This is a genomic window from Actinomadura macrotermitis, from assembly GCF_009604375.1.
Lineage (GTDB): Bacteria > Actinomycetota > Actinomycetes > Streptosporangiales > Streptosporangiaceae > Spirillospora > Spirillospora macrotermitis.
The window spans coordinates 190,280-207,497 of record NZ_WEGH01000007.1 but is presented as its reverse complement, the minus strand read 5'-3'; the positions used below and the strand labels follow the sequence as shown (position 1 = coordinate 207,497).

At 72.9% G+C, this 17,218-nt stretch carries 16 protein-coding genes; 3 read left to right on the top strand and 13 right to left on the bottom strand.

Translation table 11 applies throughout. From position 1 onward, the window contains the following. Nucleotides 1-26: 26 nt before the first annotated feature. Nucleotides 27-1,250, top strand: coding sequence for an acyl-CoA dehydrogenase family protein (locus ACRB68_RS39265; RefSeq protein ID WP_153541975.1), 1,224 nt, complete (start codon nucleotides 27-29; stop codon nucleotides 1,248-1,250). Then, the gene (locus ACRB68_RS39260; RefSeq protein ID WP_153541973.1) at nucleotides 1,247-1,918 is read left to right on the top strand and encodes a TetR/AcrR family transcriptional regulator; all 672 of its coding nucleotides are present in this window, start codon (nucleotides 1,247-1,249) and stop codon (nucleotides 1,916-1,918) included. The genes ACRB68_RS39265 and ACRB68_RS39260 overlap by 4 nt, the downstream gene beginning before the upstream one ends. Here ACRB68_RS39260 and ACRB68_RS39255 read toward each other — a convergent pair. Continuing rightward, entirely contained in the window at nucleotides 1,915-3,396 is a 1,482-nt protein-coding gene (locus ACRB68_RS39255) for an alpha/beta hydrolase family protein (protein ID WP_153541971.1), read from the bottom strand. The genes ACRB68_RS39260 and ACRB68_RS39255 overlap by 4 nt on opposite strands. Nucleotides 3,397-3,584: 188 nt before the next feature. On the opposite strand from ACRB68_RS39255, the gene ACRB68_RS39250 reads away from it, so the two are divergent. After that, the gene (locus ACRB68_RS39250; RefSeq protein ID WP_328595329.1) at nucleotides 3,585-5,000 is read left to right on the top strand and encodes a threonine/serine exporter family protein; all 1,416 of its coding nucleotides are present in this window, start codon (nucleotides 3,585-3,587) and stop codon (nucleotides 4,998-5,000) included. A gap of 94 nt (nucleotides 5,001-5,094) precedes the next feature. On the opposite strand, the gene ACRB68_RS39245 is transcribed toward ACRB68_RS39250, so the two are convergent. From ACRB68_RS39245 to ACRB68_RS39190, 12 genes are all read right to left on the bottom strand, one after another. After that, a complete protein-coding gene (locus tag ACRB68_RS39245) occupies nucleotides 5,095-5,298 on the bottom strand; it encodes a cold-shock protein (RefSeq protein WP_153541966.1) in 204 nt (67 codons plus the stop codon). Between the two features lie 302 nt (nucleotides 5,299-5,600). After that, nucleotides 5,601-7,370, bottom strand: a complete 1,770-nt coding sequence (locus ACRB68_RS39240; protein ID WP_153541964.1) for an LVIVD repeat-containing protein — start codon at nucleotides 7,368-7,370, stop codon at nucleotides 5,601-5,603. Nucleotides 7,371-7,571: 201 nt separating this feature from the next. Next, nucleotides 7,572-8,837: a kynureninase gene (gene kynU, locus ACRB68_RS39235; protein ID WP_328595328.1), complete on the bottom strand. Its 1,266-nt coding sequence runs from the start codon at nucleotides 8,835-8,837 to the stop codon at nucleotides 7,572-7,574. Then, complete coding sequence (gene dmpG, locus ACRB68_RS39230; protein ID WP_153541962.1) at nucleotides 8,834-9,850, bottom strand: 4-hydroxy-2-oxovalerate aldolase; 1,017 nt, start codon at nucleotides 9,848-9,850, stop codon at nucleotides 8,834-8,836. Before dmpG ends, kynU begins: the two co-directional genes overlap by 4 nt. Next, nucleotides 9,847-10,761: an acetaldehyde dehydrogenase (acetylating) gene (locus tag ACRB68_RS39225; protein WP_153541960.1), complete on the bottom strand. Its 915-nt coding sequence runs from the start codon at nucleotides 10,759-10,761 to the stop codon at nucleotides 9,847-9,849. Before ACRB68_RS39225 ends, dmpG begins: the two co-directional genes overlap by 4 nt. After that, nucleotides 10,704-12,026: a carboxylesterase/lipase family protein gene (locus tag ACRB68_RS39220; protein WP_153541958.1), complete on the bottom strand. Its 1,323-nt coding sequence runs from the start codon at nucleotides 12,024-12,026 to the stop codon at nucleotides 10,704-10,706. Before ACRB68_RS39220 ends, ACRB68_RS39225 begins: the two co-directional genes overlap by 58 nt. After that, nucleotides 12,023-13,045, bottom strand: a complete 1,023-nt coding sequence (locus ACRB68_RS39215; RefSeq protein WP_328595327.1) for an amidohydrolase family protein — start codon at nucleotides 13,043-13,045, stop codon at nucleotides 12,023-12,025. Before ACRB68_RS39215 ends, ACRB68_RS39220 begins: the two co-directional genes overlap by 4 nt. A 76-nt stretch (nucleotides 13,046-13,121) precedes the next feature. Beyond that, a complete protein-coding gene (locus ACRB68_RS39210) occupies nucleotides 13,122-13,700 on the bottom strand; it encodes a 3-hydroxyanthranilate 3,4-dioxygenase (protein ID WP_153541956.1) in 579 nt (192 codons plus the stop codon). Next, nucleotides 13,697-14,125 (bottom strand): RidA family protein, encoded by a 429-nt coding sequence (locus ACRB68_RS39205; protein WP_328595326.1) that lies wholly within the window; start codon nucleotides 14,123-14,125, stop codon nucleotides 13,697-13,699. Before ACRB68_RS39205 ends, ACRB68_RS39210 begins: the two co-directional genes overlap by 4 nt. Next, on the bottom strand, nucleotides 14,122-14,871 hold the full coding sequence (locus tag ACRB68_RS39200) for a 2-keto-4-pentenoate hydratase (protein WP_328595325.1): 750 nt from the start codon (nucleotides 14,869-14,871) through the stop codon (nucleotides 14,122-14,124). The genes ACRB68_RS39205 and ACRB68_RS39200 overlap by 4 nt, the downstream gene beginning before the upstream one ends. Further along, nucleotides 14,868-15,665: a 2-keto-4-pentenoate hydratase gene (locus ACRB68_RS39195; protein ID WP_328595324.1), complete on the bottom strand. Its 798-nt coding sequence runs from the start codon at nucleotides 15,663-15,665 to the stop codon at nucleotides 14,868-14,870. Before ACRB68_RS39195 ends, ACRB68_RS39200 begins: the two co-directional genes overlap by 4 nt. A 10-nt stretch (nucleotides 15,666-15,675) precedes the next feature. After that, complete coding sequence (locus tag ACRB68_RS39190; RefSeq protein ID WP_207709995.1) at nucleotides 15,676-17,121, bottom strand: 2-hydroxymuconic semialdehyde dehydrogenase; 1,446 nt, start codon at nucleotides 17,119-17,121, stop codon at nucleotides 15,676-15,678. Nucleotides 17,122-17,218: the final 97 nt, after the last annotated feature.

The window sequence follows — 17,218 nt, the reverse complement described above, 5'->3', positions numbered from 1 at the left end:
ACTGACTGGTCAGTTACTATAGCGCCATGGACTTCGGTTTGAGCGAGCGGGCCCAGGAGTACTACGGGCGACTGCAGGAATTCATGGACTCCCACGTCTACCCGGCCGAGCCGCGCTACGCCGAGCAGCGCGCGGAGCTGCGCGCCGCCGGCCAGGAGCACACGGTGCCGCCGGTGGTCGAGGAACTCAAGGCCGAGGCCCGCAGGCGGGGGCTGTGGAACCTGTTCCTGCCCGACAGCACCGACCCCGCGCACGGCCTCTCCGTCACCGACTACGCCTCGCTGGCCGAGGTCACCGGCCGCTCCCCGCACCTGGCGCCCGAGGCGACCAACTGCGCCGCGCCCGACACCGGCAACATGGAGGTGCTGCACCTGTTCGGCACCCCCGAGCAGAAGAAGCGGTGGCTGGAGCCGCTGCTGAACGGCGAGATCCGCAGCGCCTTCGGCATGACCGAGCCGGAGGTGGCCAGCTCCGACGCCACCAACATCGCCACCTCGATCGTGCGCGACGGCGACCACTACGTCATCAACGGCCGCAAGTGGTGGATCAGCGGTTCGGCCGACCCGCGCTGCAAGATCATGATCGTGATGGGCAAGACCGACCCCGACGGCCACCCCTACCTGCAGCAGTCGATGGTGCTGGTGCCGCTGGACACCCCCGGCGTGGAGATCGTCCGGCCGCTGCCGGTGTTCGGCTACTCCGACCAGCACGGGCACTGCGAGATCACGCTGACCGACGTGCGCGTCCCGGTGGAGAACCTGGTCGGCGAGGAGGGCGGCGGCTTCGCCATCGCGCAGGCCCGCCTCGGGCCGGGCCGCATCCACCACTGCATGCGCGCCATCGGCATGGCCGAGCGGGCGCTGGAGCTGATGTGCCGGCGCGCGGTGGACCGGGTCGCGTTCGGCAAGCCGCTCGCCGCGCAGGGCGTCGTGCGCCAGCAGATCGCCGAGTCGCGGATGGCGATCGAGCAGGCGCGGCTGCTCACCCTGAAGACCGCGTGGCTGATCGACAAGCAGGGCGTCAAGGCGGCCCGCTCCGAGGTCGCCGCGATCAAGGTGATCGCGCCCCGGGTCGCGCTGGAGGTGGTGGACCGCGCCATCCAGATCCACGGCGGCGCCGGCGTGTCCGACGACACCCCGCTCGCGGCGATGTGGGCCGGTCTGCGCACGCTGCGGCTCGCCGACGGGCCCGACGAGGTGCACGTCCGCTCCGTCGCGCGCGCCGAACTGGGTAAGTTCACCGGGAGATGACGAACGGCACGGGGGACGCGGAACCGGGGGTGCGGCGGCGGATGCCGCACGCCCGGCGCCGCGAGCAGCTGCTCAGGGAGGCGCTCGGCGAGTTCGGGCGCCGCGGCTACCACCTCACCCAGATGGAGCACGTGGCCACCGCCGCCCAGGTGTCCAAGGCGCTGCTCTACCAGCACTTCGCCTCCAAGGAGGAGCTGTTCGCCGAGGTCACCGAGGCCGTGGTGGCCGAACTGACCGGCCGGCTGAACCGCGCGGTGCTGGCCGAGCAGAGCTCGGTGGAGGGCATCCGGGCCATGGTGCGGGTGCTGTTCGACTACGCCACCGCCGAGCCCGACGCCTGGCACCTGGTGATCCGGCACCTGGACAAGGACGAGGTCGGGCTGGAGCTGCGGGGGCTGCGCGACCGGCTCGGCGAGGCGTTCGCCGACCTGCTGCTGCGCAAGCGGCGGGTCGACCCCGAGCTGTCGCCCGCCGCGCTGGCGGTGAACGAGCGCCGGGCGCGGCTGCTGGTGCCGCTGATGTACGGGTCGATGCTGTCGATGGTGTCGTGGTGGCTGGAGCACCCCGACACCCCCCGCGAGCGCGCCGAGTCCATGGCGGTCGAGTTCATCTGGCTCGGCCTGGACCGGCTGCGCTCCGGGGAGCGCCTGGACCGCGCGCCGCGTTAACCGGCGGTGCGCGGGACGGTCAGCGACGCCTTGGCCACCTCGACCCACCCGGTCGCCTTCTGGCCGGTGAACAGGCCGGTGGCCGGGGTGATCTGCAGGACCAGCCGGCTGGCCGGCCCGATCTTCCAGGAGACCGCCTCCAGGTCCCGCACGACGGTGCGGCGGCGGCCGTCCAGCCGGATCGGCAGCGGGGTGGCCTGGTTGCCGACGACCAGCCCGGTCGTCTTGTCGACCAGCTGGGCGTACACCGCGGTGCTCCCGTGCAGGGCACGGCCCTGGTAGGTCAGCTTCAGGTGCGGGACGCCGGCCGCCGTTCCGGGGGTCGCGGGCGCCGGGACGGGCACCTCGATCGCGTTCTCAGCGGGCTGCGCGACCGTCGCGGTGCCCGACTTGTCCAGCGGGGAGAGCGTCATCCTGCCCTTCCCGGCCGCCTTGAGCGTCCCGGCCGGGGGCGGCGGATAGGCGGCGGCGGAGTGGTAGGCGCCGTCCTGGTCGATGTACTCGAAGCCCGGCCCGGTCGGGACGGAGGCGTCGCGCTTCAGATAGCGGGCGAACCAGGCGAGCGTGGCGGTGGCGAGCTTGGCCGGGTCGCCGGGCTTGGTGGTGCACTGGCCGTGGCCGCCGCAGAACCAGATCATCTTCACCGGCGCGCCGTGCGCCTTGATCGGCCGGTAGAAGGTGAGGCCCTCGCGCAGGGTGAACAGGGTGTCGACGGTCCCCTGCAGGATCAGGGTGGGGATGCGGATCCGCTCGACCAGGTCGTTCGCGCCGGCCCGGTCGAACCACTGCTCCACGTCGGGGGTCAGCGTCCCGGACGCCGCGCCGGTGGCGCAGCCCTTCAGCACCTGCGGCGCGACCCGGTTGCCGCTCACCACGCCGCCGAGGCAGAGGTTGCCGCCCCAGCCGGCCCGGTAGATCCGGTCGCGGTACAGGCTGCGGGTGACGCTGCGGAACGCCACGGTCGGGACGATGACGTCCACCCGCCGGTCCAGCCCCGCCGCGACGAGCTGGATGCCGCCGCCGTAGCTGCCGCCCGCCATGCCGAGGCGCGGGTCGCCGGGCCGGTCGAGCAGCACCTCGGGCTGGCGGGCGGTCCAGTCGATCAGCTTCAGCACGTCGCGGCCCTCGACGGCCGGGGCGTCGACGTTGGCGGCGCCCTCGGAGCCGAACCCGCGCGCGTTCCAGGTGACGACGTTGTAGCCGGCCGACAGCAGCAGGCCGAGCTGCCCGGCGGCGGGGTCGGTCTCGCCGCGGCCGCCCCAGCCGTGCCCGAGCAGCACCGTCGGGGCCCTGCCGCCGGGCGGCAGGCCCTTGGCGGGGAAGAAGTTCGTGACGATCCGGGTGCCGTCGAACGAGGTGATGTTCAGCGTCCGGTTCCCCGTCGTGGCGGGCGCCGGTGCGGCGTGCGCGGGCAGGACGGGAAGGACGAGCAGCCCGCCGGCGAGGACGGCCGTGACCGCTGCGGAACGTGAGGACATGGGGGGACTCCCGGGATCACCGTGGAATAAGCACCTGATTCCTACCACTCGCTAGAGCGACGTTCTAGAGCAGAGCCACGGAAATTCCGGCTTATCGCCCGGTGTCGGCGCGGGGATTGCGCAAAGAATCCTTCATGGCGTCCCGGACGCACCGGGCGGCGTCCTTCCGCTGGTTAGGCTCGACCGCCGTGACGGCGGAGTCGGGGGACGCGCAGAACGGCGCACGGAACGGCGCGGGCGGCGACGGCGGGGACGAGCGCGCGAACCAGGGCGGCAACGAGTTCGCCGCCATGGAGACCGCCCTGCGCGGCGGGCACGAGCCGGGCGTCGGCGGCGACTCCTACGCCGCCATGGACCTGGCGCTGCGGATCGGCGAGCTGATGCTGGCGGGCGGCGACACCGCCGAGTCGGTCGACCTGGCCATCACCCGGATCGGCCGCGCCTACGGGCTGCCGCACCCGGAGGTGAACGTGACCCTCGCCGTCGTCGGGATGTCCTACCTGCCGCGCGGCGGCCGCCCGCCGGTGACCGCCGAGCGCCGGGTGCGCCGCCGGCTGCCCAACTACACCCGGCTCGCCGCGGTCGCCGACCTGGTCCGCGACGCCACCGCGCAGCGGCTCACCCTGCAGCAGGCCCGGTTCGCGCTCGGCGACATCATCGGCCGCCGCGCCGCCTACCCGGGCTGGGCGCAGGTCGGCGCGCTGTCGCTGCTCGGCGCGGCGGGCGCGGCCCTGGTCGGCGGCGGCCCGCTGGCGATCTGCGCCGCGTTCGTGGCGACGCTGCTGGGCGACCGGACCGGCGCCTGGCTCGGCCGCCGCGGCATCGCCGACTTCTTCCAGATGGGGGTGGCCGCCGCGATCGGCACCCTGGTCACCGTGCTGCTGGTGTGGAGCAGCGCCGACGTGCGGTCCGGCACGGTGATCATCGGGGTGCTGATCGCGCTGATCCCCGGCCGCGCCCTGGTGGCGGCGATGCAGGACGGCATCGCCGGCGACCTGGTCACCGGCACCACCCGGCTGGTGGAGGTGCTGTTCACCATCACCGCGATCCTCGGCGGGGTCGGCCTGGTCACCTACCTCGGCGCCCGCGCGGGCGTCCCGGTGTCGCTGCACGACCTGCCGCAGGCGCCGTTCTCGGTCGCGGCGCCGCAGACGCTCGGCGCGGCCGTCATCGCGATGGCGTTCGCCGTCTACCACCTGGTGTCGCGCGGCTACCTGCCGCCGGTCGCGGTCGGCGGCGTGCTGAGCTGGTCCGTCCTGGTGGAGCTGCGGGCGGTGCACCTGCCCGCCGCGCCCGCCACCGCCGTCGCGGCGACGCTGGTCGGCGTGCTCGGCACGCTGCTGGCCCGGTGGCGGGGCGTCCCGGCGCTGGTGTGCGTCACGCCGTGCATCGCGCCGCTGATGCCCGGCACGCTCATGTACCGGGGGATGCTGGAGCTCACCGTCGGCGACAGCGGCCGGGGCGCGCTGATCCTGGTCGAGGCCCTGGCCACCGCGCTCGCGATCGGCACGGGCGTCTACATCGGCGGGGAGCTGCTGCGGCTGGTCCGGCCGGTCCGCCGGGCGCTGCGGCCGGCCCGGCGGGTGCCGGTGACCCGCCGCTGAACCGGCCGGACCTGCGGGAACGCGGAAGGCCCGCACCGCTGGGACGCGGTGCGGGCCTTCGCTGAGGCTTGGATGCCTCGGTCGAGATGCGACCTTAGAGCGGGTAGACGCCCTCGGCCTGCGGGCCCTTCTGGCCCTGCGTGATCTCGAAACCGACGCGCTGGTTCTCCTCAAGGCTGCGGTAGCCCTGAGTGGCGATCGCCGAGTAGTGGACGAAAACGTCCGGGCCGCCGCCGTCGGGGGCGATGAACCCGAAGCCCTTTTCGGAGTTGAACCACTTCACGGTGCCTTCGGCCATGCTGACTTTCTCCTTGGGTATTGCTTCACCGGCCGCCACCTCGACGGTCGGGGCTGCGTGCGGACCGTGTCTTGCAATCCGCCGGGTTACCGGAGAAAGCAAAAAACGCCCGCTGTCTAGAAACTTCCGCGGGCGCCCATTGAGCAACGTTCGAGGAAACTACGACTGCAACGTGCTCCACACTATCCGACGATCGGCGGTTGGCAAGCCTCCCCGGGTAAAAAACAGCGCCAAGCCCGGTCCCCGGGCGGTTGCGGCCCGGGAACCGGTGGCGAAGGGGACTCAGGCCCACATAAGGGACGTCAGAGGCCGGAGTTGCGGAAGGGGGCCGAAGGGGCGCCGAGCCGCGGCTTGCCGATCAGCTGGCGCGACGACAGCGCGTAGATGCCGTCGTTGGTCAGCACCCAGACGATCTTGCGGTCCCACTCGACGTAGACGCCGTGGGTCTGGTTGCCGAGGGCCCAGTCCGGGACGTCCTTGCTGTAGCCGACCGGCACGAACTGCCCGGCGATCTTGGGGTGCCTCTTGTCCTTGACGTCGAAGAACTGCACGCCGGCGTTGTAGAAGCCGTAGGTCAGCAGGCCGTTCGGCGGGGTGCCGGGCGAGGTGTAGTAGCCCGTCCGCTTCGGCCCGAAGCTGCCGCCGCGCTGGCAGAAGTCGGTGAGCCCGGACGAGCGCGGCGGGACCGGGCGCGGCAGGGCGCCGACGATGCGCGGCTTGGCCGGGTTGCGGACGTCGACCTGGAAGATGTCCTTGTAGGGCTCGTAGCAGTCCTCGCCGAGCGGGTAGCCGCTGACGTAGACCATGCCGGTCCTGGCGTACTGCGAGACGTCGATGTTGTCGGCCTCGGTGCCGCCGACCGACATCGGCAGGTCGATGTGCGACACGGTCTTCATGTGCGCCGGGTCGGAGATGTCCAGCACGCTGAAGCCGAACCCGCCCTGCGCGGCGAAGCCGTACCGGCCGCCCTCCTCGACGGGCTTGGGGATGAACAGCGGCATGCGCGCGCCGTTCCAGGACGTCTGGTTGCCGCAGCGCGGGTTCTTGCGGTACGCGGCCTCCTCGCCCTTGACCTGGCCGGGCAGGTGCCACTCGCCGAGCTTGCGCGGGTGCGCGGGGTCGGACATGTCGTAGGAGAGGTAGCCGGCCGAGTACAGGTTCGTCGGGACCTCGCTGTTGCCCCAGCTGTCGCGCGGCGCGGCGGCGATGAACATGTACTTGCCGCCGGTGTAGTACGGCACGTCCAGCGAGCCGGAGCCCTGCTGCCCCTTGGTCATGTCGGAGTTGTAGGGGTCGCGCTGGGTGGCGTCGGTGCTGACGGTGGACAGCAGCTTCCAGTCCTTCTTGCGCGGCCCGTCCAGGCGGTAGACCTTGAAGCCCTTCAGCTGGACGGTCTTGCGCAGCGCGGCGACTCCGGCGGGGTTGCCGAACTTGCTGCGCTCGGGGCTGTCGCCGAGCTCGGCGACCTGGCGCTTGGCCTCGAAGCTCTGCACCATCACGTAGGCGTTCAGCTTCTTGTTCCACTGGACGGTGGAGGCGCCCCACATGTCGTGTGCGGCCCAGGTGCCGTTGGCCTTGGACTCGTCGCCGTCCACGTCGTCGCGGGTCATCTTCTCGACGACCTTGACCTTGCGGACGTCGGTGATGTCGTAGACGCGGCCCTCGCTGCGGTCGTACTGGAACAGGTAGCGCCGGCCCTTGAAGTCGACGATGTTCTGCCAGGTGTGGAAATAGTCCGGCGTGAACTCCTTGCCGCGGTAGGAGGCCTCCAGCTTGACCGGCCCGGAAGTGTAAGATTTCGGGTCATAGCCCTTGGTCTTCGGGAAAAGATCCTGCGCGCCGCCGGGGAACGGGTGCCGCTCCTCCCCCGGCGGGGTCAGCGACGGGTGCCGGAAGGTCCCGTCCAGCTGCATGCCGTAGCCGGCGGGGTCGGCCTCCTGGGGACGCCGGTCGCCGCAGACCGTGGGGACGTAGGGGTCCTTCGGCGCGGCCTGCGCGCCGGTCGCCACCAGCGGGGCGAGGACGGCGGCCGCGGAGCCCGCGGCCACGGCCGTCAGGCGAATTCTCCTCATACGGAATGCCCTTTCGTCTTCCCCCGAGCGATCACCTGTGTTCAGGTAGCCGAAATCATCGTCGGCGCGCGCCATAACGGCTAATACCTATATTCGCGGGCGCTATAGCCAACCGGTTATCACGGGAAAAGGGAGAAAAAGGCAAGGCTCCGCCCGTCCCGGCGCGGTGTCCGGGGCGGGCGGAGCCTGGCGGGGCGCCGCTCAGTCCTGCTGGGCGGTGAGGACGGTGAGGGCCTCGGCGACGCGGTGGCAGTCGTGGAAGGTGCAGTACAGCGGCACCGGGGCGAGCCGGATCACGTCCGGCTCGCGGGCGTCGGCGATCACGCCGTGCTCGGCGGCGAGCCGCTGGACCAGCCCGCGCGTGTCCGGGACGCGCAGCGACAGCTGGCTGCCGCGGTCGGCCTCGCTCTCCGGGGTGATCAGCTCGACGCCGCGGACCGGGACCAGCCGGGCGGCCAGGTAGCCGGTGAGCCGCCGGCTCTTGGCGCGCAGCGCCTCCATGCCGACCCGGTCGAAGATCTCGTAGGAGGCCAGCACCGGCGCCAGCGCCAGGATGGGCGGGTTGGACAGCTGCCAGGCGTCGGCCGAGGCCGGCGGGGTGATGTCGGGCGCCATCCGGAACCGGATGGCCGGGTCGGTGCCCCACCAGCCCGACAGCTTGGGCACCGAGGCGTCGCGGACGTGCCGCTCGTGCACGAAGCAGCCCGCGACGGCGCCGGGCCCGGCGTTGAGGTACTTGTAGGTGCACCAGGCGGCGAAGTCGACGTCCCAGTCGTGCAGCCGCAGCGGGACGTTGCCGGCGGCGTGCGCCAGGTCCCAGCCGACGACGGCGCCCGCGACGTGCCCGGCCTTGGTGATGGCCTGCATGTCCATCAGCTGGCCGGTGAGGTAGTTGACGCCGCCGAGCATGAGCAGCGCGACGGTGTGGCCCTCGCGGGCCAGGAACGCCTCGATGTCGGAGGTGCGCAGGTGCTCCTCGCCGTCGCGGGGCCGCAGCCGCACGACGGTCTCGGCCGGGTCCAGGCCGTGGTGGACGGCCTGGCTCGCCACCGCGTAGGAGTCGGAGGGGAACGCGCTGTCCTCGATGACGATCTTGGTGCGCTCCCCCGCCGGGCGGTAGAAGCTGGCCATCATCAGGTGCAGGTTCACCGTCAGGGTGTTCATCGCGACGACCTCGTGCGGCAGCGCGCCGACCAGCCGGGCGGCGGGCTCGCGCAGCAGCTCGTGGTAGTCCACCCAGGGGCGGCGGCCCTCGGTGTGGCCCTCCACGCCGAACCGGGCCCAGTCCGCCAGCTCCTCGGTCAGGTACCGCGCGGTCGCGCGCGGCTGCAGGCCGAGGGAGTTCCCGGCGAAGTAGGCCGCCTCCTCGTAGGGGCCTCCCGGCGCGGGCGGGATGAGGAACTCGCCGCGCAGGGTGGGCAGCGGGTCGATCTCGTCGAGGCGCCGGGCGTTGTCTTCGTTGTTCACGTGCTCTTTCCTTCGGCCAGGTCCAGCGCGATGTCCACGATCATGTCCTCCTGGCCGCCGACCATGCCGCGGCGGCCGACCTCGACGAGGATGTCGCGGGTGTCGAGCCCGTAGCGGCGGGCGGCGTCCTCGGCGTGCCGCAGGAAGCTGGAGTACACCCCGGCGTAGCCGAGGGTGAGGGTCTCGCGGTCCACCTGGACGGGGCGGTCCTGCAGCGGCCGGACGATGTCGTCGGCGGCGTCCATGAGCGCGAAGACGTCGCAGCCGTGCTTCCACCCCATGAGGTCGGCGACGGCGACGAACGCCTCCAGCGGGCAGTTGCCGGCGCCCGCGCCCATCCCGGCGAGGGAGGCGTCCACCCGCCGCACGCCGTTCTCGACGGCGACGACGGAGTTGGCGACGCCGAGGCCGAGGTTGTGGTGGGCGTGGATGCCGATCTCGGTGGCGGGGTCGAGCACGTCGCGGTAGGCGCGGACGCGGTCGCGGACGCCGTCCATGGTCAGCCGGCCGCCGGAGTCGGTGACGTACACGCACTGCGCGCCGTAGGACTCCATCAGCTTGGCCTGGCGGGCCAGCTCCTCGGCGGGCGCCATGTGCGACATCATCAGGAATCCGGCGACGTCCATGCCGAGCTCGCGGGCGGTCGCGATGTGCTGGGCCGAGATGTCGGCCTCGGTGCAGTGGGTGGCGACCCGCACCGAGCGGACGCCGAGCTCGTAGGCGCGCTTCAGCTCGGCGATGGTGCCGATGCCGGGCAGCAGCAGGGTGGTGAGGACGGCGCGCTCCATCACCTCTGCGGCGGCGGCGATCCACTCCTCGTCGAGGTGGGCGCCCGCGCCGTAGTTGACGCTGGAGCCCGCGAGGCCGTCGCCGTGCGCGACCTCGATCGCGTCGACACCGGCCGCGTCGAGCGCGGCGGCGATCCGCTGAACCTGCTCCACCGAGTACTGGTGGCGGATGGCGTGCATGCCGTCCCGCAGGGTGACGTCCTGGACGTACAGCTCGTGGGTCATCGGTCGGCCAGCCTTTCCGCGACCCGCAGCGCCGCCGAGGTCATGATGTCCAGGTTCCCCGCGTAGGCGGGCAGGTAGTGCGCGGCGCCCTCCACCTCCAGGAACACCGACACCAGGTGGCCGCCGCCTCCCGCGAGGCCGGCCAGCGGGTCGCCGGCGCCGATCGGGCGGATCTGCACCTGCTGCTTCAGCCGGTAGCCGGGCACGTAGGCGGCCACGTCGCCGATCATCTTCTCGATGGAGGCGGTGACCTGCGCGGGGTCGTGCTCGCCGATCACGCAGTACACGGTGTCGCGCATGATCAGCGGCGGCTCGGCCGGGTTCAGCACGATGATGGCCTTGCCGCGGGCGGCGCCGCCGACCTTCTCCAGCGCGCGGGAGGTGGTCTCGGTGAACTCGTCGATGTTGGCGCGGGTGCCGGGCCCGGCCGACTTCGAGGCGATGGACGCGACGATCTCGGCGTAGCGGACCGGCGTCACCCGCGACACCGCGGCGACGATCGGCACGGTGGCCTGGCCGCCGCACGTCACCATGTTCACGTTGCCGGCGTCCAGGTGCTCGTCCAGGTTGACCGCGGGCACCACGTAGGGGCCGATCGCGGCCGGGGTGAGGTCGACGATCCGCTTGCCGTAGGGCGCGAGCACCTCGGCGTTGTGCAGGTGCGCCTTGGCGGAGGTGGCGTCCAGCACCACCTTCACGTCGGCGAACCCGGGCATGGCGACCAGGCCCTCGACGCCTTCGTGGGTGGTGGCGACGCCGAGCCGGCGGGCCCGGGCGAGGCCGTCGGAGTCAGGGTCGATGCCGGCCATGACGGCCGGCTCCAGGGACCTCGAGGTGCGGATCACCTTGATCATCAGGTCGGTGCCGATGTTGCCCGATCCGATGATCGCGACGCGCTGCGCGTCCGGCATGGCCGTCCCTCCTTTCCTTCGTTGTCCGAGCCTTGGCAGAAGGCGGCGAACGCCGCCGTGGCGTCCCGGCCGAGCGCGGCGGCGCCGGGGCCGGTGAGCCGGGAGATCCGCTCGTCCTGGTAGGTGCCCAGCTGGAGCGGCACGTCCACCAGGTGGGCGGCGCCGAGCGTGACGCCGGCGCGGGCGAGCGGCGAGCGGTGGCCGAAGCGGACCCGGCGGACCGGCGCGCCGTGCGCGCGGTGCCAGCGGGCGAGCTCGGCGGCGGGCCGGTCGAACACCACCTCGGTGCGCACCCCGGCGCGCGAGAGGCCGTCGGGATCGAGGGCGGCGAACAGCCGCATCTCCTCCTCAGCGGTGGTGACCAGCAGCGGCACCCGCGCCGCGGCGCCCGCGCGGACGGCGTCCATCGGGTGGCGCGGCAGGAACTCCCCGTCCACGACCGGCGCGACGGGCAGCACGCCCTCGACCGGCGGCCGGGCCGCGACCGCGGCCTCCTCGGCGCCGAGCACCGAGCGCAGCCGCGCCGAACGCGGCAGCGCCCGGCCGAGGGACCGCAGGAACGCGCCGGTGATCGCGCGGGCCCGCTCGGTCGAGGCGAACCCGTAGGGCAGGGCGCTCATCAGCGCGGCCCGCGCGAACAGGCCGCGCGCGGCGGGCGCCGCCATCAGGGCGAGGACGCTGGTGCCGCCGGCCGAGTGGCCGGCCAGGGTGACCCGGTCCGGGTCCCCGCCGAAGGCCGCGATGTTCGCGCGCACCCACTCCAGCGCCGCGACCTGGTCGCGCAGCCCGAGGTTGGCGGGGATGTGGTCGTTGCAGGCGAAGCCGAGGAGGCCGAGCCGGTAGTTCACCGTCACCACGACCAGGCCGTGCTCGCGGGCCAGGACGTCGCCGCGGTACATCGGCTGCGCCCCGGAGCCGGACACGAACGCCCCGCCGTGCAGGAAGACCAGCACCGGGCGGTCTCCGGGGCCGGGCGTCCAGACGTTGAGGGTCAGGCTGTTCTCGCGGCCCGCCTCCGGGTCGATCTCCAGGCCGGGCACCCAGGACATCCGGCCGGGGCGCTGGGCGGCGGGCGGCCCGAACGCCCGCGCCTCCCGCACGCCGCGCCACGGGACGGGCGGCGCGGGCAGGGCGAACCGGCGGGCGGGGGCCGCGTAGGCGACGCCCCGGAAGACGGTGACGCCGTCCTCGCGGCTGCCGCGCAGCAGGCCGGCCCGGGTGGCGGCCTTGGTCTGCGCGCCCGCGTCCAGGGCGAGGGCGCTCATGGGACGCTCCCGGCGACGGGGGCAGGTGCGGGGGCGAAGAACGCCTCAGCGTTGCCGCCGAGCAGCCGCGCCTGGCCGGCCTCGTCCAGGAAGTCACATGCCCGGATGGTCGAACCGGGGATCTGCTCCCCCAGGGGGAAGGGGTAGTCGGTGCCGAGCATGACCCGCTCGACGCCCATCACTTCGACCAGCAGCCGGAGCGCGCGCGGGTCGAACACCGCCGAGTCGACATAGAAGCGGTCGGTGTACTCCGAAGGCGGGCGCGAGGAGTCGGCGCGGACGATGTCGCGGTTGTGCCAGGCGTTGTCGGCGCGGCCGAGCAGGAACGCGAAGCTGCCGCCGCCGTGGCAGAAGCACAGGCGCAGCGACTCGGGGAGCCGCTCGAACGCACCCGACAGCAGCAGCCCGAGGATGCTGAGCTGCGTCTCGGCGGGCATGCCGACCAGCCACGGCAGCATGTGCCCGCGCATCCGCTCGGTCGCCATCATGTCCCACGGGTGGGCCAGCACCGGCAGGCCGATCGTGGCGCAGTGCCGCAGGAACTCCACGATCTGCGGGTCGTCCAGGTTGCGCTCGCCGACGTGGTTGCCGATGTGCACGCCGCGGTGCCCGGCGGCGGCGGCGCGGGTGGCGACCTGGCAGGCCAGCGCGGTGTCCTGCAGCGGCACCTGGGCCAGCGGCAGCAGCCGGTCCGGTGCTCCGGCGCAGTAGGCCATGATGCGGTCGTTGACCAGGTCGCACCAGTCGGCGGCGCGCGCGGGCTCGGCGTCGTAGCCGAACATCAGCGGCGTCGAGGAGACGGCCTGGACGTCGACGCCGGCGGCGTCCATGTCGGCGACGCGCCGCTCGGGCTCCCAGAGGCCGGCGTGCACCGGCCGGTACTCCTGGTCGCCGCTCATCATCATCCCGGTGCCGTCGCCGTGGACGCGCAGCCACGGCTCCCCGGTACCGGTGAGGACGCGGCCCTCGGCGCGGGTGAGGTGGGGGAAGACGTGGGCGTGGACGTCGATGACAGCCACTGGGGCCTCCGTTCACGGGCAGGCTCCCGCGCGCGCACGGCGGCGCACGGGGACCGGGATGGGCAGGGGACGCGGGTCAGGCGCGGGGCGACGTGGTCGGGATCTTGTCGTCGGGCCACTGCTTGCCCGGGTGGACCGCGCCGCAGTTGCCGCAGCGGCGGTCGTCCTCGCTGTCGTAGAACGCCTGGAAGACCGGCGGCAGGTCGTCCACGATCGAGCGGACCTGCAGCTCCGCGCGGTGCACCAGGTGGTCGCACTCCATGCAGTACCACTCGAACGCCTCGGTCAGCCCCTCGGGCCGCGCCACCTCGACGACCAGGCCGATCGAGCCCTCCTCGGGCCGCTGCGGGGAGTGCCGGACGTGCGGCGGCAGCAGGAAGACGTCGCCCTCGTTGATCTGCACGTCGACCGGGGGCTTGCCCTCCTCCTCCATCACCCGCAGGACCATGTTGCCCTTCAGCTGGTAGAAGAACTCCTCGGTCGGGTCGTCGTGGAAGTCGGTCCGCTTGTTCGGGCCGCCGACGACCATGACGATCAGGTTGGCGTCCTGGAACACCTGGACGTTGCCGACCGGCGGCTTCAGCAGGTCGCGGTGCTCGTCGATCCAGCGCTCGAAGTTGAACGGCTGGCCGAACACCATCTTCGGCAGGGTCATGAACCGGCCTCCTTCACAGGGATGTGGGCCACACAGGAGATCTCGACGAGCAGGTGCGGGTGCGGGAGCTGGTGGACCGCGACCGTGGTGCGGGCCGGCCCGGTCTCGTCGAAGTAGGTGCCGTACACCTCGTTGTAGCCGCCGAAGTCGTTCATGCTGACCAGGTAGGCGGTCACGTTGACGACGTCGGACAGGTCTCCGCCGGCGGCGCGCAGCAGGTCGGCGATGTTCTCGATGACCGCGCGGGTCTGCTCGCGGATGTCGAGGTCGGTGACGCCCATCGGGTCGGCGCTCGCGCCGGCGAAGGTGCCGTCGGGGCGGCGGGAGCTGGTGCCGGAGACGAAGACGAGGTCCCCGGCCCGCTTCACGTGCGGGAACCTGCCCCGCGGCTTGGCCTTGCCCGCCACGAGGATTGCGTCATTCACTTCGTCGTCACCTCCACGCTGCCGAGGCCGGCACCGGTGACGCGGACGTGCGCGCCGGCGGGCAGCGGGATCGCGGCGGTGGCGGCACCGGCGAGGACGACCATGCCCGGCTCCAGCGCGATCCCGGCCTCCAGGGCGAGGCGGGCGGCGGCGCGCAGCGACCGGTAGGGGTCGCCGAGGATGGCCGCCGACGAGCCGGTCGCGACGGTCCGGCCGTCGATCTCCATGAGCAGGCCGACGTTGGCGATGTCGCGCGGGGCGTGCCAGGAGCCGACGCCGAAGCCCGACGCCGAGGCGTTGTCGGCGATCACGTCGGGCAGGGTGAACTTGAAGTCCTGGTAGCGCGAGTCGAGCACCTCGTAGCCGACCGCGACGCCGTCCACCGCGGCCTCCACGCCCGCGACCGAGCGGACCTCGCGGCCGATCAGGAACGCGATCTCCGGCTCGATGCGCGGGTGAATGAGCCCGCTCGTGTCCACGGCCGACTCGATCAGCATGGCGTCGGTGAGCAGGCCCCAGATGAGGTCGTCGACGCCCATCTGGACCATCTTGGCGCGGCTGGTGAAGCCCATCTTGACGCCGGCGATGTGCTCGCCGCGCGCCGTGCGCAGCCGGATCCCGGCGCGCTGGATCTTGTAGGCGGCGGCGACGTCGAACGGCTCGGCGTCGGTGAGCCGCGGGATCGCCGTGATGTCGCGGGCCGCGCGGTCCAGGGTGGCGGCGGCCGCCTTGACGTCGATGCTCACTTCTCCTCCTGGGCGAACGCGACGCGCACGTCGCCGAGGCCGTCGATGCGGGCCTCCAGGACGTCGCCGGGCGCGGCGGCGACCATCGGGCCGAGCGCGCCGGTGAGGACGGTGTCGCCGGCGCGCAGCGGGCGGCCGACGCGGGCGAGGGTGTCGGCGAGCCAGAGCGCGGCGTTCAGCGGGTGCCCGAGGCAGGCCGCGCCGGTGCCGGTGGACACCTGCTCGCCGCGCCGCTCCAGGACCATGCCGCACAGGCGCAGGTCCACCCCGGCGAGCGGGACGGGCCGGTTGCCGAGCACGTACATGCCGCAGGAGGCGTTGTCGGCGACGGTGTCGGCGAGGGTGATGTCCCAGTCGCGGATGCGGCTGCCGACGACCTCGATCGCGGGCAGCGCGAACGCGGTGGCGCGGATCAGGTCGGCGACGGTGTGCCGCTCGTGCGTCAGGTCGTGCTCCAGCACGAGGGCGACCTCGGCCTCGGCCTTGGCCTGCATGACGGCCCCGGCCGGGATCTCGGCGCCGTCGGGGACGGCCATGTCGGCGAACAGCATGCCGAAGTCGGGGCTGTCCACGCCGAGCTGCTTTTGCACCGCGGCCGACGTCAGGCCGATCTTGCGGCCGACCAGCCGGCGGCCCGCGCCGATCCAGCCGCGGGTGAGCCGCTCCTGGACGGCGTAGGCCTCCTCCGCCGAGCCGATCAGGTCCCGGACGGGCGCGCACGGCACACCGGAGGCGTGCGCCTCCAGCAGCCGGTCCGCGGCCTGGTCGATGGTCGAAATCGCTGTCTGTGTCACGTCACCGCTCTCAGATCTGGATGCACACGTTGACGGGCTCGGAGAAGAAGTCCAGGGAGTACTCCCCGCCCTCCCGGCCGATCCCGGAGGCCTTGACGCCGCCGAAGGGGGTGCGCAGGTCGCGCAGGTTCCAGCAGTTCACCCAGACGATGCCCGTCTCGATCTTCGGCGCGACCCGGTGCGCGCGCGACAGGTCGCGCGTCCACACGGTCGCGGCGAGTCCGTAGGGGCTGTCGTTGGCGAGCCGGACCGCCTCGTCCTCGGTGTCGAACGGCGCGATGTGGCAGATCGGCCCGAAGACCTCCTCGCGGACGGTGCGCGCGGTGGGCGGCAGGCCGGTGATGACGGTCGGCTCGACGTGGAAGCCGGAGTCGCGGTCGTCGCCGAAGACCGGGACGCCGCCGCCCGCCACGACCGTCGCGCCCTCCTCCACCGCGAGGCGGTAGTACGACAGGACCTTGTCGCGGTGCTCCGCCGAGATCATCGGCCCGTAGCCGTCGAGCTTGCGGGCCCGCTCGCCGACCGCGGCGACGAACTCCTCGAAGATCGGGCGCTCCACGTAGACCCGCTCGGTGCACAGGCAGATCTGGCCGGAGTGGGTGAAGGAGGAGCGGACCGTGCCGTCCACGGCGGCCTCGAAGTCGGCGTCGGCGAACACCAGCGCGGGGTTCTTGCCGCCGAGCTCGAACGAGACGGGGGTGACGTGCTCGGCGGCGCTCCGCATGATGGCCGCGCCCGTGGCCGACTCGCCGGTGAAGGCGATCGCGTCCACGCCGGGGTGGCCGGTGAGGAACGCGCCGGCGGCGTCCGCGCCGTGGCCGTGCACGAGGTTGAAGGCGCCGGCGGGCAGCCCCGCCTCGTGGATCACCTCGGCGAGCAGCGTCGCGGTGGAGGGGGTCTCCTCCGAGGGCTTGGCGACCACGGCGTTGCCGCTCGCCAGCGCCGGGGCGACCTTCCAGGTGAGCAGCAGCAGCGGCAGGTTCCACGGCGAGATGATCGCCACGACGCCGAGCGGGCGGCGCACGGTGTAGTTCAGCGCCTGCCCGGTGCCGGCGCTCCAGCCGGGGATCCGCGTGGTGTAGGCGCGCTCGGGGCGGGCGTACAGCAGGTCGGCGTAGGCGCGGAAGTTGCCGACGGCGCGCGGGATGTCCACGGTCGCGGCGAGCTCGCGGGGCTTGCCGGTGTCGGCGACCTCGGCGTCGACGAACTCCTCGAACCGGGCCTGGATGCCGTCGGCGATCCGGCGCAGCAGGGCCGCGCGCTCCTCGGCGCCGGTGGCGCCCCAGCCGGCGTCCAGGGCGCCGCGCGCAGCCCGGACGGCCTCGTCGACGATCTCGCGGGTGGCCTCGGGGACCCGGCCCGCCACCGAACCGTCCGCGGGGTCGATCAGGGGGAAGGTGTCCCCGCCCGGCCGGAACGTCCCGGCCACGTAGTGCGCGAGCACTCTCCGCCCCATCTGCGATCCCTTCTCGACGTTCTCCGACAGGCACATCATCCGCCCGGCAGCTATGCCTGTCTAATACCGAGTACATCGCAAGCTATGACCAGCTTGT